Origin of the sequence: Paraburkholderia nodosa DSM 21604, from assembly GCF_000519185.1 — a bacterium.
GTDB lineage: Bacteria > Pseudomonadota > Gammaproteobacteria > Burkholderiales > Burkholderiaceae > Paraburkholderia > Paraburkholderia nodosa.
Genome location: NZ_JAFA01000001.1, coordinates 220,494 through 235,392, shown reverse-complemented (window position 1 = coordinate 235,392; position 14,899 = coordinate 220,494). Strand labels below are relative to the sequence as shown.

Below are 14,899 nucleotides of genomic sequence, written 5' to 3'. Positions count from 1 at the left end.
TGCGCGCCTTCGCCCGGAGCGGCACGGCGCTTCATCCGAACCGCGAATCTGGAGAGACTCGATGACCGCACCCCGCCCCGCCGGCGTGCCGTGGCTGACCCCGTATCTGACGGTGCGCGACGCACGCGCGTCGATGGACTTCTATCGGGCAGCGCTCGGTTTTGCGGTACGCGACAGCGTGGAGGACGACGGCGCGATCATGCACGTGGAAATGACGTACCACGATCAGCTGATCGTCATGTTTGCGCCGGAGGGCGCATTCGGTTCGACCGCGCGCACGCCCCAAAGCGCACAGACCGTCGCACCGCAATCTTTTTATCTGTATGTCGACGATGTCGACGCGGTTTATGCGCGGGCGCTCGAAGCCGGCGCGAAATCGCTGAGCGAGCCACAGGACCAGTTCTGGGGGGACCGTTTCGCGCAGGTCGAAGACCTCGACGGTTACCGGTGGGCGCTTGCTCGGCACTTGTCCTGATTCAATGAGAAATAGTTCTATGCCCCGCTTTTTCGTCGGCAGCGCCCTGCAATCCGACGCGGTTGTCACCCTTCCCGACGAAGTCACGCGCCATGTCCAGGTGCTGCGCCTGCGGCCCGGCGACACCATCGTGCTGTTCAACGGTCTTGGCGGCGAGTACAGCGCCGAGATTCTTGGCATGGAGCGCCGCGACACGCAGGTGCGCGTTGGCCCTTACCGCGAATTCGAAGCCGAGCCGCCTTACCGTGTCACGCTCGCCCAGGGCGTTGCCGGCAACGACAAGATGGACTGGCTGATCGAAAAGGCCGTCGAACTGGGCGCGACGAACTTCGTGCCGCTCACCGCCTCGCGCAGCGTCGTGCGGCTTTCAGGCGAGCGCGCCGTGCGCCGCCAGGCGCACTGGCAGCGCATCGTGCAGGCCTCGTGCGAACAATGCGGCCGCAACCGCCTGCCCGACGTCGCGCCCACGCGTGACATCGCCGCGTGGCTCGGCTCCCTGCCCGAGCACCCCGGCGACGGCGAACTGCGCCTGCTGCTCTCACCGCGCGCCGACGTCGCGTTCTCGAGCTTGCCGGTCGAGCCGCCTTCGGGTGAAGTGACGGTGCTGATTGGGCCTGAGGGGGGATTCTCGGAGCAGGAAGAGGAGGCGGCGCTCGGCCACGGCTTCATCGCCGTCGGGCTCGGGTCGCGCGTGCTGCGCACCGAAACGGCGGGCATCGCCGTGCTCGCTGCGCTCGCCGCGCGCTGGGGTGGCTGGTAAGAGGAGCGGATCGAGCGGCGGGTAAAAATGACAAAGCCCGCCGGAAGGCGGGCTTTGTCATTTTCTGTCGCATGCGCGCGACGGAACGTGAGCCGAAGGTCAGGCGAACGAATAAAAAACGCGGAACGGCACCTTGCGCTCGGCCCAGTATTCCGAAGCCTCGCGAAATACGTCGAGCAGCGTCTCCCGCCCGTCCTTGTCGAACTTCTGGGCAATCGGCAGCCCTTCCAGCACGATCACGAAACCCGGCTGCTCGCCGGCCTTCTGCACCAGATCGGTCAGGCAGTCGTACAAGCCGTCGTAGTTCTTGCCGAAATGCTTCGGAAACAGAAACGACGTGGCAATGGTCTCGAGCACTTCCTGCTTGGTTTGCGCATTCGCACAGAACGCATAGAGGAAATGCTCCTGCAGCCGCTGGGCTTCGTCCGAGAGATCCTGAATGCGAAACGCCCGGATCGACTGGACAATATTCGGCTGCACGGTCGAAAACAGGCTCATGGCCCCCTCGTTCGATGAAAGCCCCGCCTCATCCTGGCGCGCCTCGCTGTCTTGCTTCAACTGCATGACGCGCTGGAACAGGTTGCCCTCCCCGGACGCGAACAGATCGCTCGCGACCCGGGGGTCGTGCGCGTAAACGTTATCGCTCATGCCGCTCATCCCGGTGTCAATCAATAATTCGCCTGAAACTGGCGTAGTGGTCGTCGGAGTAGTAACAGTTGTCGGTCCGCTTGCGTGGGCCGCCGCAAACGATGCGCTTGGCACCGCGGTTGTGCGCGCCCGGCGTCGGGACCGTGTACTCGTGATAGTAGCCCCGCCGCTGCGGTGGCAATATCCGCTCAAAATTCCCGAATACGACGCCGTCCTTCTCGTAAGGGAACGGGCCGCCTGCCGCAATCAGGCTCAACGTGCCCACCGCTTCACGCGGAAGTTCGTTGACCGAAATGCTGCTGGGCGAATTACCCGTATCTTCCGGCTGACTCGTGCGCGCCTGAGCGCCACCTGCCGCGAGCGCTACGGTTGCGACCAGCGCCACCGCCGCGGCGCGCCGCAAGCCAGACAAACTGCCGCCGAAACAATGAGTTAGACGAGGCGCCATCCCCTGGTTCCCGCTTCCCTGGTTACGCGTTCGACGACCATGAAAGGTGTAAGGGTATCGCTAATGATGCCTGGAAGCAACGTTAGTCAGGCGAGGACAACCATCGCTTGACTCCGCACAAGGGCCAGACTGGTAAATTTTACAAGCTCATTTTGCGCGATTTTGCTCGATCGAGCCGGGTTACGCGGGCAAAAAAATCGGCGCGCTCGCAGAGCACGCCGATTTCTGGAACCACGCCGGCGCCGCCGGCAACCTGCGCGAGCGAGCTTAACGTGCCGCGTTCACGTCTGCGACGAGCAGCGCCGCCATATTGACGATGCGGCGCACCGTGGCGGAAGCCGTCAGCACGTGCACCGGCTTGGCCGCGCCCAGCAGGATTGGCCCGATGGCGATGTTGTTGCCGGCCGCCGTCTTGAGCAGGTTGTAGGAAATGTTCGCCGCGTCGATATTCGGCATGACGAGCAGATTCGCTTCGCCTTCGAGCGTCGACTCGGGCAGGATCTCCTTGCGCAGGTTCGCGTCGATCGCCACGTCGCCGTGCATTTCGCCGTCCACGTGCAGGTCCGGTGCGCGCTCCTGGAGGATTTCGAGCAGGTCCCGCATCTTCTGCGCGCTAGGCGCGTTGCTCGAACCGAAGTTCGAGTGCGAGCACAGCGCGATCTTCGGCTCGATGCCGAAGCGGCGCACTTCCTCGGCCGCCATGATGGTGATTTCCGCGAGCTGCTCCGGCGTCGGGTCGACGTTGACGTGCGTGTCGACGATGAAAATCTGCCGGTTCGGCAGCACGAGCGCGTTCATCGCCGCGTAGACGTTGCAGCCGGCCTTCTTGCCGATCACCTGATCGATGAAGTGCAGGTGGCGGTGCGTCGTGCTGACCGTACCGCAGATCATGCCGTCGGCTTCGCCCTTTTCCACGAGCATCGAGCCGATCAGCGTGGTGCGGCGGCGCATTTCGAGCTTCGCCATTTGCTGCGTGATGCCCTTGCGGGCCATGAGCTTCGCGTAGCTCTGCCAGAACTCGCGGTAGCGCTCGTCGTGGTCGGTGTTCACGACCGTGTAGTCCTGGCCGGCATGCAGGCGCAGGCCGTAGCGCGCGATGCGCTGCTCGATCACCGAGGGGCGGCCAATCAGGATGGGCTTCGCGAGCTTTTCGTCGACCACGATCTGCACCGCACGCAGGATGCGCTCCTCTTCGCCCTCGGCGAACACGATGCGCTTCTTCTCCGGCTCCACGGCGCGCGCGAGCTGGAAGATCGGCTTCATGGTCGTGCCGCTGTGGTAGACGAACTGCTGGAGGTGCTGCTCGTAGGCGTCCATGTCCTCGATCGGACGGGTCGCGACGCCCGAGTCCATTGCCGCCTTGGCCACAGCCGGTGCGATCTTGACGATCAGGCGCGGGTCGAAGGGCTTCGGAATCAGATACTCAGGCCCGAACTGTAGATCCTGGATGCCGTAAGCCGTGGCCACGACATCGCTTTGCTCCTGGCGCGCCAGTTCCGCAATCGCGTTCACCGCGGCGACTTCCATTTCGCGCGTGATGGTGGTCGCGCCCGCGTCGAGCGCGCCACGGAAGATGAACGGGAAGCACAGGACGTTGTTCACCTGGTTCGGGTAGTCCGTGCGGCCCGTGGCGAGCACGGCGTCCGGACGCACTTCGAGCGCGAGCTCCGGCAGGATTTCCGGGGTCGGGTTGGCGAGCGCGAGAATGAGCGGCCTGGCCGCCATCTGCTTGACCATGTCCTGCTTGAGCACGCCGCCCGCGGAGAGGCCGAGGAAAATATCGGCGCCTTCGATCACTTCGGCAAGCGTGCGCGCGTGGGTTTCGCGCGCGAATCGCTCCTTGTCCGGGTCCATCAGCTCGGTGCGGCCCTTGTAGACCACGCCCGCCAGGTCAGTTACGACGATGTTTTCGAGCGGGAGGCCCAGGTCGACGAGCAGGTCCAGACACGCCAGTGCGGCCGCGCCCGCACCCGACGCAACCAGCTTCACGTCCTTGATGTCCTTGCCCACGACCTTCAGGCCGTTCGTGAAGGCGGCTGCCACCACGATGGCCGTGCCGTGCTGGTCGTCGTGGAAGACCGGAATCTTCATGCGCTTGCGCGCTTCGCGCTCGACGATGAAGCACTCGGGCGCCTTGATGTCTTCGAGGTTGATGCCGCCGAACGTGGGTTCGAGCGCGGCAATCACGTCGACGAGCTTGTGCGGGTCCGTCTCGTTGAGTTCGATGTCGAACACGTCGATGCCCGCGAACTTCTTGAAGAGCACCGCCTTGCCTTCCATCACCGGCTTCGAAGCGAGCGGCCCGATGTTGCCGAGGCCGAGCACGGCCGTGCCGTTCGACACGACGCCCACGAGGTTGCTGCGCGCCGTGAAGCGCGCGGCGTTGAGCGGATTCTCGACAATTGCCTCGCACGCGAACGCGACGCCCGGCGAGTACGCGAGCGAGAGATCACGCTGATTGATCATCTGCTTGGTCGGCGCGATCGCGATTTTCCCGGGGGTGGGGAACTCGTGATAATCGAGGGCGGCTTCGCGAAGCTTGTTCGTAGCGGGATTCGACATGGGAGGCAGGACGTTGGTGCGGATTAGAATGACAACTCGAACGCTAAGTTGACCGATTGTAGCGCCAATCCTTGACAGCATTCCTTTCAGTTCGGGCGCAAGTGCCGCGACCGCGATGGGGGGGAAAGCCATGCCAGGGCGCCCTATGCGGCGACGGCCATTCCCCAACTGTCATAACCCTTTCGTCATGCTTTCCGAGTTCTCCCTGATCGACCGATATTTTGCGCGGCGAGCGCGCACGAATACGCAACGCGCCACGCTGGGCATTGGCGACGACTGCGCGCTCATCGCGCCCGCCGCGGGCGAAATGCTGGCCATCTCGACCGACATGCTGGTGGAAGGCCGCCACTTCTTCCCCGACATTGCTCCGCACGCGCTCGGCCACAAGGCGCTCGCCGTGAATCTCTCCGACCTCGCCGCGATGGGTGCGCAGCCGCTCGGCTTCACGCTTGCGTTCGCGCTCCCCAGGGCGGACGAGGACTGGCTAGCTGCGTTCAGTGCGGGACTCTTCGAGCTGGCCGACCGCTTCGACTGCGAGTTGATCGGCGGCGATACCACGGCAGGGCCGCTGAACCTGTGCCTGACGGTATTCGGCTCAGTGCGTCAGGATGCCGCACTTCGGCGCGATGCCGCCCAGGCGGGCGACGACATCTGGGTCTCCGGCACGCCCGGCGACGCGCGCGCGGGCCTCGGCATGATGCGCGGCGAATGGCAGGTGAGCGAGCCCGACGCCGCGCATTTGCGCCGGGCGCTCGAATACCCTGAACCGCGCGTGGCGCTGGGCCTCGCGCTGCGCGGCGTGGCGCGCGCGGCGCTCGACGTATCGGACGGCCTGGCCGGCGACCTGCGCCACATTCTGGAACGCTCGAGCCTCGCCGCGACGATCGACGTCGACGCCCTGCCGCTCTCGCCTGCGCTTGCGCGCCTGCCGCGCGATGTGCAGCTGCAATGCGCGCTTGCGGGAGGCGACGATTACGAACTGTGTTTCTCGGCGGCGCCCGCGCAGCGCGACGCGGTCGAGGCGGCGGCGCAACAGGCGGGTGTGCGCGTCACGCGCATCGGTACAATGACTTCCCGCACTTCGCCGCAAGCCGCCCCCGAGATCGCCTGGCGCGACGCGGGTGGCACGCCGCTCAATCTGACGTTGCAAGGTTTCGATCACTTCCATGCAGACTGACCCCACGCCCTCGCCCGCCGGTCAGCCGGCTCCTCCGGCAGGCCCGGCACGCAACGCCGCCACACCCGGCACGGGCGGTCAGCCCGCTGGCCCGCGCCGCGCCGACGCGCCGTTCATGCTCACCCATCCGCTGCACATCGTTTCGCTCGGCTTCGGCTCGGGGCTCTCGCGCCTCGCGCCCGGTACGGCCGGCACGCTGTTCGCCTGGGCGGCCTTCGAGGTGCTCAACCGCTATCTCACGGTGACCGAGTGGGGATTGCTGATCTTCTTTGGCTTCTTTGCGGGCATCTGGATCACGGGGTTCACGGCGAAGAAGCTGCGCACGGAGGATCCCTCGGCCATCGTCTGGGACGAGATCGTCGCGTTCTGGCTCGTGCTGCTCATGATCACGCCCGTCGGTTTCGAGGGTCGGCTGTGGGCCTTCGTCGTCTTCCGGTTTTTCGACATGGTGAAGCCGCCGCCCATCCGCTATTTCGACCGGCGCTTCAAGGGCGGCCTCGGCATCATGCTCGACGACATCGTCGCCGCTTTCTTCACGCTGCTCGTCATCGCGCTCTGGCGCATGTCGGTGTAACCCCACCTCGCCGCCGCCAACCCAACGGATTGCTGCAATGTCTACCGATTCCGTCGTTCACCAACTCGCCATCCGCGTCGGCAACAAGCTGCGCGACGGGCGGCTCATGCTCGCGACCGCCGAGTCCTGCACGGGCGGCATGGTCGCCACTGCCGTCACCGACATTTCCGGCAGCAGCGTCTGGTTCGAACGCGGTTTCGTCACCTACTCGAATCAGGCGAAGACCGAGATGATCGGCGTGCCGCCCGAACTCATCGAAAAGCACGGCGCCGTGAGCGAGCCGGTCGCGCGCGCGATGGCCGAAGGCGCGCTCAGCAACAGCCGGGCACAAGTTTCGCTCGCCATCACCGGCGTCGCTGGACCGGGCGGCGGCACGCCGGAAAAGCCGGTCGGCATGGTGTCGTTCGGCTGGAGCAACCGGCTGCATACGAGCGTCGAGACGCTGGTCTTCAAGGGCGACCGCGAGCAGATCCGCGTGCAGGCAGCCGCGCACGCGTTGCGCGGGCTGCTCGCGTTCATCGACGAACAGGAACGCTAAAACCGGCCCGCGCCTCGCTGGCGCGCCGGCCGGGCCCACCAAGGAGGCGCACGCCATGGCAGCCGCGATTACCGCAGTCGAAGAATTGATCCGCCGTTTCGGGCTTGAACCGCACCCCGAAGGCGGCTACTACAGCGAGACCTATCGAGCCGACAAGCTCGTGCGGCGCGACGGCGCAGCCGCAGCAGAGGGCACGCGCGCAGCCTCGACGGCCATCTACTTCCTGCTCGCGGAAGGCGCCTATTCGGCATGGCACCGCATCTGCTCCGACGAGCTCTGGCACTTCTACGCGGGCTCGCCCCTCGAGATTCATTCGATCGACGAACGTGGCGTGCTCTCCACGCGCAAGCTGGGCCACGCGCTCGACCATCCGGGCACCGTGTTCCAGGCGGTCGTGCCGGCCGGACACTGGTTCGCGGCGCGCTGCTGCGATCCTTCGACCTATGCGCTCGTGGGCTGCACGGTGGCGCCGGGGTTCGAGTTCAGCGAGTTCGAGATCGCCGATGCGAACGCGCTGGCCGAAAAATACCCGCTGCATCGATCGATCATCGAGCTGTTGGGCAAGCCGGCGTCCGTGGCCGCCATGAAGAAAGACTGAGCGACGCGACGCATCTAAACAATTGCGTAACAGGCTGCGTTTCCGAAAACACGCAGCGAACGCCCTACCACCATCCATCAGGCAAAACGGCACGGGTCACGGCCCGCCTATAACGCCCGAATGTTACGCAGGAGGAGCGGCAAAACGTATCGGAGGACGCTTAGTTTCTCGGTATTGCACCGAGAGAGCCTCTGATAGCCGCAAAGAATGTTGGGGAAAGTTTAAGAATCGGCCGGCAATCGCAGACGCGCGCACCGGCCAGACAACGTTGGGGTTCAGCGATATGCGTTGATGCGGTCGCGCGTCTCTTTGGCTACGGTTGCAGCCGCCAGCGCGTAGTCCTCACCCTTGCTCGCGTAGATGATCGCGCGCGACGAGTTGATGAGCATGCCCGTGCCATTCGCGGAGCGGCCGGCCTTCACGGTGGCCTCGACATCGCCGCCCTGCGCGCCGATACCCGGGATCAGCAGCGGCATGTCGCCCACGATCGCACGCACCATCTCGATTTCCTTCGGGAACGTCGCGCCGACCACGAGTCCCAGCTCACCACTCGCGTTCCATTTGTTCGCGGCAAGATCCGCAACGGTCTGATAAAGCGGCTTGCCGTCAACGCTCAAGAACTGCAGGTCGGAGCCGCCAGGGTTCGACGTGCGGCACAACACGATCACGCCCTTACCCTCATGCGCAAGCCACGGCTCGATCGAATCGAAGCCCATATACGGATTGACCGTGACGGCGTCGGCCTTGAAACGCTCGAAGGCTTCGCGCGCGTACTGCTCGGCGGTGCTGCCGATGTCGCCGCGCTTGGCGTCCAGGATCACGGGCAGGCCCGGGTGCTTCTCGTGGATGTGCGCGATCAGCGCTTCGAGCTGGTCTTCGGCGCGGTGTGCGGCGAAGTAGGCGATCTGCGGCTTGAACGAGCACGCGTACGCCGCGGTGGCGTCGACGATCTCGCGGCAAAACTCGAAGATCGCGTCGCTGCGGCCGGCCAGCGCGGCGGGAAACTTCGTGGGCTCGGGGTCGAGGCCCACGCACAACAGCGAGCCGGCGCGCTGCCAGGCGGCGCCGAGGGTCTGGATGAAGGAAGTCATGGTGGTTGCTCGCGGCGAGCCAATAAGGGAAAACGGCGCGTATTTTACCCGCCCCGGAAGATGAGGCCGCGTCGCGGCTCCGGAATCGGCCTGCGCCCGGCGCTCCCGCGAGATGAATCGTCGGAAAAACTGAGCGCGCGTGGCCGACGCGCGCTACGCCCAGCTCGCGACCGCCTTACGTCCGTGCGCGTGCGCCCTTGCCGCCTCTCGCGCCCGTGCGGCCGCGCGCGCCGGCCCGGTGCGGGCTGGCTGGCGCGCGCATGTCCATGCGCTCCACGGTGAAGGAAAAGCGCCGCACGAGCCGCTCGCCATGCGCGAGCACGGTCATGCCGTTCGCATCGCCGCCGCCGCGCAGGTTCACCGCGTTGATCGGATGATCGACGGGTTCGAAGCAGAAGAAGTCTGCGCCGGGAGGCGTGTAGAGCACGTAGTAGTCGGTGTTCGCGCAAATCGAAAGCGAGAGCCTGCGACGCTCCCACACCACTGCCGCGCGCCCGCTCCAGCCGCTGAACGCGTGATTGACGAGTTGCGCAGGCAGCGGATAGGCCACGCCGAACTGCCAGGCGGGCGGCGCGGGCACGTGGCGCACCGGCAGCCAGTCCTGGCCCGAGAGCCACAGGCCGCTCGCGGGCGCCGAAAGCTCGGTGCTCGTGTCGCGCGCAAGAAACGGATGCACGCCAAGGCCGAACGGCAGCGCCTCGCGGCCCGTATTCTCCACTTCCAGCGTCATCGCGAGCGTCGCGCCGTCGAGCGCATAGGTGAGCGCCGCGCGGTACGAATACGGTTCGCCGTCGCTGCGATCGAGCACGAGGCGCACGTTCTCGCGATCGGCGCTTTCGATGCTCCAGGGCGCGAGCCAGCCGTCGCCGTGAATCGGCAGCGGTTCGCTTGCGCGATTGCGCGGCACTTCGATATCGCGGCCGCCAAAGTGAAAACGCCCTGCGCCGATGCGGTTCGAGTACGGCAGCAGCGGGTAGCACGCGAGTTCGTTCGGGTCCATGCGCGCGCTCACGCGCTCGCACCGGCGAAACACGGGCTCGAACGCGCCTTCGCTGCGCCAGTCGAAACGCGTGATTCCGCCGCCCAGTTGGGGCGCGACGTCGAGCCTCAGATACGCGTTCGCGAGCGTCACGCACGCCACGTCGCTCGAACCCGCCGCGCCGATCGCGACCGCCGAAGTGCTCGGCCCCGGCAATACCGGATGCGTGGCGGCTTCGAGCCGCGCGCGGCGCGCGGCGGCAGCTGGTGACACGACCGGTGACACAACCGGTGAGACAGACGGAGCGGATGTAGCGGTGGGCGGCACGCTTGCAGCAGCGGCGCCTGCAGAAACGGTGGAACGGGTAGGTCGACGCACAGCGGAATTCGCGACGCTCATAAGATGCTCCTCGAGAGGCATGTTTGATTGCCGCCGCAAAAGGCGGCTCACCGGAGGCCTGTCGACACCGCGCTTGCGCACGGGCCTGTGGCCGCTTCTTGTGTTCGCCCTTCTAGTGGTACTGGCAAAGCCAACTGCACACTATCGATCGACTGCATCTGTTGCCGAACTGCAACGACTGTCCGTCTCTTCATGCCGCCTGCCGCCAGCGGCGAGTTGCACGGTTCGCGCGCGCGTATCGTCTGATGAAAATCCACGCGCGCCCTTGTGCAAGCGCCTGATACGCCGGACTCAGGCGCGCCTGCGCCCCTGAAACCGCGGTTCTTCAAGGCCCTGACGGCCAATTCGAACCGAAAACACGCCGCCTGCATGCGGCTCGCGCGCGAGGGCCTCCTCCTCCATTTCCTCGCGCGCGCTCGTGACATAAAGCGTGTCCAGAAGCGCACCGCCGAGCGTAACGCAGCTTGGCTGCGCTGTGGGAATCTTTACGCGCTCGGTTTCGACGCCGTCGGCGCCATAACGCACCACGCGCTCGCCGCCCCACTGCGCGTTCCAGAGGCCGCCTTCCGCGTCGACGGTCGAGCCATCCGGCACGCCGGTGTCGTCGGTGAGCGTGACGAAGGTACGCTCGTTTGCAATCATTCCGTCTGCGCCGTAGTCGCAGGCGCGAATCTCGCGAGTGAGCGTATCGGTGTAGTACATCGTCGATCCGTCCGGGCTGAACGCGATGCTGTTCGAGATCGCGGGTGCGGGCAGCGGCAGACGTTCGAGCGTGAGATCGTGGTTCAGACGATAGAAACCGCCGATGGCTTGCCTCGGCGTTCCCTCATACTTCGTGCCGAACACGAAGCGGCCCTGGCGGTCGCAGCGTCCGTCGTTCAGGCGCGTCGGCACGCCGGGTTCGACTTCGACGATGGTTTCGATCGCGCCCGTCTCGAGGTCGAAGAACGCCAGTTGCGAGGCGAGGCCGAGGAGCAGCGTGCGCTCGTCTTCGCACAGCGCGAAGCACGCGAGGCGCTCGGGCATCTCCCACGTGACGTGTTTGGCGCCGGACGCATTGGCGTCGTAGCGTTGCAGGCGTTTGCCCGAAATATCGACCCAATAGAGCCGGCCGCTGCGCGCGCACCAGGTCGCGCCTTCGCCCAGCTCGCATTTCGCGTGGACGAGCAGTTCCGCCACCACGTCGTCCGCGCTCATGCCCAGCCTCCGTCAACGACGATGTTCTGCGACGTGATCATGCGGCTGTCGGCGGCGGCAAGAAAAAGCGCCATGCGCGCGAGGTCTGCGGGCAGCAGTTCCGCGTCGATGCACTGGCCGCGCTTGATGGACTCGCGGCCTTCGTCGGTGAGCCACAGGCGGCGCTGCTTCTCGGTCATCACCCAGCCCGGCACGAGCGAATTCACGCGTACGCCGTACGGGCCAAGGTCTCTCGCGAGACCGCGCGTGAGACCCTGCACCGCCGACTTGCTCATCGTGTAGACCGGCATTTCCGACTGCTTGAGCATCCAGCTGATCGAGCCCAGATTGATGATCGAGCCCGCGCGTGCGGCCTTCATGTCCTCCGCCACGGCCTGCGCGGCGAACAGCTGATGCCGCAGGTTCACGGCCACGCCCGCGTCGAACGACTCGGGCGTGACTTCGGCCAGCGTGTGGCGTTTGTCGTTGGCCGCGTTGTTCACGAGCACTTCGATCGGCCCGAGCGCCGCCTTCACATCGGCAATGGCGGCGCGCAGCGCTGAAATATCGGTGAGATCGACATTGGCGAAGAGCGGCTTGTGCCGCGAATCGCCGAGTTCGTCGGCGAGCCCCTGGCCCGCGCTTGCGTCGATGTCGAAGAACGCCACGCGCGCGCCCTGCGCGGCGAAGTGCTCGACAAACGAGGCGCCGATGCCGGTCGCGCCGCCCGTGATCAGCACCACGCGGTCGGCCAGGCTCGGATAGCGCGCGTAGTTTTCGTGCGCATGGCGCGTGAGCGCATTGGCGGGCGAATTTGCGTTGAGCGACATCGTTTTGGTTTCCTTATGAAACTGTCAGCGTACTCAATCGCGTGCGCCGCGGTTCTTGAGCTGGTCGAGCAGCACCGCCGCGAGCAGGATCGCGCCGCGCACGAGGTACTGGTAGAACGCGTCGATGTTGAGCAGGTTCATGACGTTCTCGACCGTGCCCATGATCAGCACGCCGATCACCACGCCCGAGATCGTCGCGCGGCCGCCCAGCAGCGAGACGCCGCCCAGCACGCACGCCGAGATCACGTTCAGCTCGAAGCCTTCGGCCGCATTCGGCTGGCCCGACGTGATACGCGAGGCAAGAATCACGCCCGCGAGCGCCGTGACCGCGCCCTGGATCAGGAAGATCCATACACGCGTGCGCTCGACCTTGATACCGGCGAGACGCGACGCTTCCGGATTGCCGCCGATGGCGAGCGTATTGCGCCCGTACACCGTCTGATTGAGCATCACGCCGAACACGATGAAGCAGATGAGCGTGACCCAGATCGGCAGTTGCACGCCGAAAAGCGAGGCCGTGCCCATGGCGATGAACGTGTCCGACGACACACCCACGGCCTGGCCGTGCGAGACGATGAAGCCGAGGCCGCGCACGATTTCCATCGTGGCGAGCGTGGTGATCAGCGCGTTGATGCGCAGATACGCGATCACCGCGCCGTTCACGAAGCCGATCGTGGCACCCGCCGCAACGGCCGCGACGATAGCGATGAACGTGTTGTTCGTCGCGTTGAGCACCATCGCACAGAGCACGCCCGCGAACGCGACAATCGAGCCCACGGAAAGGTCGAAGTCGCGCGAGGCGAGACAGAACATCATCGTGCAGGCCACCATGCCGATCTGCGAGACCGACAGTGCGAGGCCGAGCATGTTCTCGATCGAGAAGAAGTGATCGACGGTCAGCGACATCACGATGAACATGATCGCGAAGATCACGATCAGGCTGTACTCGGTGATCTGCTGCCACCACTTCTGCTTGTCGGTGGGACTCGGAATCAGCGCGTCGGCGACGCTCTTGGCGGTTTCGGCCGCCAGGTTTTCTCTTGCTTGCATTTCAGTCACTCCTCCCCGTCCACTCATGCGGCCCTGGCCTGCGTGCGCTTGGGCAGCGCGAGGTCAAGCACCGCGTGTTCGCTCGCCGCGCTGCGCGGCAACTCGCCCGATATACGGCCTTCGCGCATCACCACGATGCGATCCGACACGCCGAGCACTTCCGGCAACTCCGACGACACCATCACGATCGCGCAGCCGCGCGCGGCGAGCTGATAGATCACGTTGTAGATTTCATGCTTCGCACCGACGTCGATGCCGCGCGTCGGTTCGTCGAGAATCACGACCTTCAGGTCGGGCTCGGCGAGCCAGCGCGAAAGAATCGCTTTCTGCTGGTTGCCACCCGAGAGAAAGCGGATTTTCTGGCGGCGGCTCGGCGTCTTGATCTTCAGCAGCTTGATGAAGCGGTCCGCCGTTTCCGCTTCCTTCTTGCGGTCGAGGAACATGCCCGCGCGCAGAAAGTGCCGACGGCAACTGATGTTGATGTTCTCCGAAACCGTCGCCATCGCGACGATGCCCTGCTCCTTCCGATCTTCCGGGCACAGCACGATGCCGTGGCGAATCGCGTCGCTCGCGCTTTTCACGCGAATGGTCTTGCCGTCCAGCTCGATCTCGCCCGCGCGCCGCTTGTGCGTACCATAGATGAGCTGCATCAGCTCGCTGCGCCCCGCGCCCACGAGCCCGAAAAAGCCGACGATCTCGCCCGACTTCACCTCGAAGCTCGCCGCTTCGTTGAGCGGATGCCCTTCCACGCCGCGCACGGCGAAGCGCACGCTGCCGTGCTCGCGCGGCGAATAGTTGTAGATGTCGCTGATCTCGCGGCCCACCATTTCGGCCACGAGCGTTTCGCGCTTCACCTCTTCGAGCTTCTCGTGCGAGGCGACCTTGCGGCCGTCGCGGAAGATCGTGCAGGCATTGCACAGCTCGTAGATCTCGTCCATGCGGTGCGAGATGTAGATGAGCGCGCGATTGTCGGCGCGCAGCTCGCGCACGAGCTTGAACAGCACTTCGGTCTCGCGGTGTGAGAGCGAGCTGGTCGGCTCGTCGAGCGCGATCACGCGCGCGTTGCGCAGCAGCGCCTTGCAGATTTCCACCATCTGGCGCTGCGCGATGGAGAGCTTGCGCAGTTTCGCGGCCGGATCGAGATCCACGCCCATCGCAGCGAGACGTTCGCGCACGAACTTGCGCGCCTCGCCGCGCTTCACCCAGCCGAGCGCATTGGGCAACGCGCCGAGCAGCAGGTTTTCCGCGACGGTCAGGTCAGGCACGTATTGCAGTTCCTGGTGAATCACGGCGATGCCCGCGCCAATCGAGGCCGCCGCATCGGAGAAGTGCACTTCGTTGCCGTCCATCAGGATGCGGCCGGAATCGGGCTGATACTCGCCGCCGAGAATCTTGAGGAGCGTGGACTTGCCCGCTCCGTTCTCGCCCATGAGGCCATGGACTTCGCCTGCGTTCACCTCGAACGACACGCCGTCGAGCGCACGCACGCCTGGGAACACCTTGCCGATATTGTCAAAACGCAGTGTCGCTGACACTTCGGTTTCCTCTCATTCGATACGCTGCGGGCGCGGCCTTCACGCCCTTCACAGCCTTC

15 protein-coding genes are annotated in these 14,899 nt (G+C 65.4%); 6 read left to right on the top strand and 9 right to left on the bottom strand.

The window, feature by feature from the left end:
- The first annotated feature begins 61 nt into the window (after nucleotides 1–61).
- Nucleotides 62–475, top strand: coding sequence for a VOC family protein (locus A3CW_RS0101115; RefSeq protein ID WP_028201916.1), 414 nt, complete (start codon nucleotides 62–64; stop codon nucleotides 473–475).
- 19 nt (nucleotides 476–494) lie between these two features.
- A complete protein-coding gene (locus A3CW_RS0101110; protein ID WP_028201915.1) occupies nucleotides 495–1,235 on the top strand; it encodes a 16S rRNA (uracil(1498)-N(3))-methyltransferase in 741 nt (246 codons plus the stop codon).
- A gap of 99 nt (nucleotides 1,236–1,334) precedes the next feature.
- Here the strand turns inward: A3CW_RS0101110 and A3CW_RS0101105 are convergent, their stop codons facing one another.
- From A3CW_RS0101105 to A3CW_RS0101095, 3 genes are all read right to left on the bottom strand, one after another.
- Entirely contained in the window at nucleotides 1,335–1,892 is a 558-nt protein-coding gene (locus A3CW_RS0101105; protein ID WP_028201914.1) for a barstar family protein, read from the bottom strand.
- 7 nt (nucleotides 1,893–1,899) lie between these two features.
- Nucleotides 1,900–2,331, bottom strand: a complete 432-nt coding sequence (locus A3CW_RS44790) for a ribonuclease domain-containing protein (protein ID WP_081771473.1) — start codon at nucleotides 2,329–2,331, stop codon at nucleotides 1,900–1,902.
- A 267-nt stretch (nucleotides 2,332–2,598) separates the two neighbouring features.
- Nucleotides 2,599–4,893 carry an NADP-dependent malic enzyme gene (locus tag A3CW_RS0101095; RefSeq protein WP_051481085.1) on the bottom strand — a complete coding sequence of 765 codons (2,295 nt, stop codon included), beginning with the start codon at nucleotides 4,891–4,893 and terminating at the stop codon, nucleotides 2,599–2,601.
- A 187-nt stretch (nucleotides 4,894–5,080) separates the two neighbouring features.
- Between A3CW_RS0101095 and thiL the strand changes: the two genes are divergently transcribed.
- The 4 genes from thiL to A3CW_RS0101075 are packed head-to-tail and all read left to right on the top strand — an operon-like array spanning nucleotide 5,081 to nucleotide 7,780.
- Nucleotides 5,081–6,070 (top strand): thiamine-phosphate kinase, encoded by a 990-nt coding sequence (gene thiL / locus A3CW_RS0101090; RefSeq protein WP_028201912.1) that lies wholly within the window; start codon nucleotides 5,081–5,083, stop codon nucleotides 6,068–6,070.
- Complete coding sequence (locus tag A3CW_RS0101085) at nucleotides 6,060–6,644, top strand: phosphatidylglycerophosphatase A family protein (protein WP_028201911.1); 585 nt, start codon at nucleotides 6,060–6,062, stop codon at nucleotides 6,642–6,644. The genes thiL and A3CW_RS0101085 overlap by 11 nt, the downstream gene beginning before the upstream one ends.
- 37 nt (nucleotides 6,645–6,681) lie before the next feature.
- Nucleotides 6,682–7,182 (top strand): CinA family protein, encoded by a 501-nt coding sequence (locus A3CW_RS0101080; protein WP_028201910.1) that lies wholly within the window; start codon nucleotides 6,682–6,684, stop codon nucleotides 7,180–7,182.
- Nucleotides 7,183–7,237: 55 nt separating this feature from the next.
- On the top strand, nucleotides 7,238–7,780 hold the full coding sequence (locus tag A3CW_RS0101075) for a cupin domain-containing protein (protein WP_028201909.1): 543 nt from the start codon (nucleotides 7,238–7,240) through the stop codon (nucleotides 7,778–7,780).
- 275 nt (nucleotides 7,781–8,055) lie between these two features.
- Here the strand turns inward: A3CW_RS0101075 and pyrF are convergent, their stop codons facing one another.
- The 6 genes from pyrF to araG form a co-directional block, all read right to left on the bottom strand.
- Nucleotides 8,056–8,871 (bottom strand): orotidine-5'-phosphate decarboxylase, encoded by an 816-nt coding sequence (pyrF, locus tag A3CW_RS0101070; protein ID WP_028201908.1) that lies wholly within the window; start codon nucleotides 8,869–8,871, stop codon nucleotides 8,056–8,058.
- A 175-nt stretch (nucleotides 8,872–9,046) separates the two neighbouring features.
- Complete coding sequence (locus A3CW_RS0101065; RefSeq protein WP_051481161.1) at nucleotides 9,047–10,123, bottom strand: aldose 1-epimerase; 1,077 nt, start codon at nucleotides 10,121–10,123, stop codon at nucleotides 9,047–9,049.
- Between the two features lie 417 nt (nucleotides 10,124–10,540).
- Nucleotides 10,541–11,446, bottom strand: a complete 906-nt coding sequence (locus tag A3CW_RS0101060) for an SMP-30/gluconolactonase/LRE family protein (protein WP_028201906.1) — start codon at nucleotides 11,444–11,446, stop codon at nucleotides 10,541–10,543.
- On the bottom strand, nucleotides 11,443–12,255 hold the full coding sequence (locus A3CW_RS0101055) for an SDR family NAD(P)-dependent oxidoreductase (RefSeq protein WP_028201905.1): 813 nt from the start codon (nucleotides 12,253–12,255) through the stop codon (nucleotides 11,443–11,445). The genes A3CW_RS0101060 and A3CW_RS0101055 overlap by 4 nt, the downstream gene beginning before the upstream one ends.
- A 33-nt stretch (nucleotides 12,256–12,288) precedes the next feature.
- Nucleotides 12,289–13,305, bottom strand: a complete 1,017-nt coding sequence (araH, locus tag A3CW_RS0101050; RefSeq protein WP_028201904.1) for an L-arabinose ABC transporter permease AraH — start codon at nucleotides 13,303–13,305, stop codon at nucleotides 12,289–12,291.
- 23 nt (nucleotides 13,306–13,328) lie between these two features.
- The gene (gene araG / locus A3CW_RS0101045) at nucleotides 13,329–14,840 is read right to left on the bottom strand and encodes an L-arabinose ABC transporter ATP-binding protein AraG (protein WP_028201903.1); all 1,512 of its coding nucleotides are present in this window, start codon (nucleotides 14,838–14,840) and stop codon (nucleotides 13,329–13,331) included.
- Nucleotides 14,841–14,899: the final 59 nt, after the last annotated feature.

Coding starts and splice junctions, on each gene's coding strand:
- A3CW_RS0101080 (WP_028201910.1), top strand. CDS start 6,682: ATGTCTACCGATTCCGTCGTTCACCAACTCGCCATCCGCGTCGGCAAC.
- thiL (WP_028201912.1), top strand. CDS start 5,081: ATGCTTTCCGAGTTCTCCCTGATCGACCGATATTTTGCGCGGCGAGCG.
- A3CW_RS0101105 (WP_028201914.1), bottom strand. CDS start 1,892: ATGAGCGGCATGAGCGATAACGTTTACGCGCACGACCCCCGGGTCGCG.
- A3CW_RS0101075 (WP_028201909.1), top strand. CDS start 7,238: ATGGCAGCCGCGATTACCGCAGTCGAAGAATTGATCCGCCGTTTCGGG.
- A3CW_RS0101110 (WP_028201915.1), top strand. CDS start 495: ATGCCCCGCTTTTTCGTCGGCAGCGCCCTGCAATCCGACGCGGTTGTC.
- A3CW_RS0101055 (WP_028201905.1), bottom strand. CDS start 12,255: ATGTCGCTCAACGCAAATTCGCCCGCCAATGCGCTCACGCGCCATGCG.
- araH (WP_028201904.1), bottom strand. CDS start 13,305: ATGCAAGCAAGAGAAAACCTGGCGGCCGAAACCGCCAAGAGCGTCGCC.
- A3CW_RS0101085 (WP_028201911.1), top strand. CDS start 6,060: ATGCAGACTGACCCCACGCCCTCGCCCGCCGGTCAGCCGGCTCCTCCG.
- pyrF (WP_028201908.1), bottom strand. CDS start 8,871: ATGACTTCCTTCATCCAGACCCTCGGCGCCGCCTGGCAGCGCGCCGGC.
- A3CW_RS0101095 (WP_051481085.1), bottom strand. CDS start 4,893: ATGTCGAATCCCGCTACGAACAAGCTTCGCGAAGCCGCCCTCGATTAT.
- A3CW_RS0101060 (WP_028201906.1), bottom strand. CDS start 11,446: ATGAGCGCGGACGACGTGGTGGCGGAACTGCTCGTCCACGCGAAATGC.
- A3CW_RS44790 (WP_081771473.1), bottom strand. CDS start 2,331: ATGGCGCCTCGTCTAACTCATTGTTTCGGCGGCAGTTTGTCTGGCTTG.
- A3CW_RS0101115 (WP_028201916.1), top strand. CDS start 62: ATGACCGCACCCCGCCCCGCCGGCGTGCCGTGGCTGACCCCGTATCTG.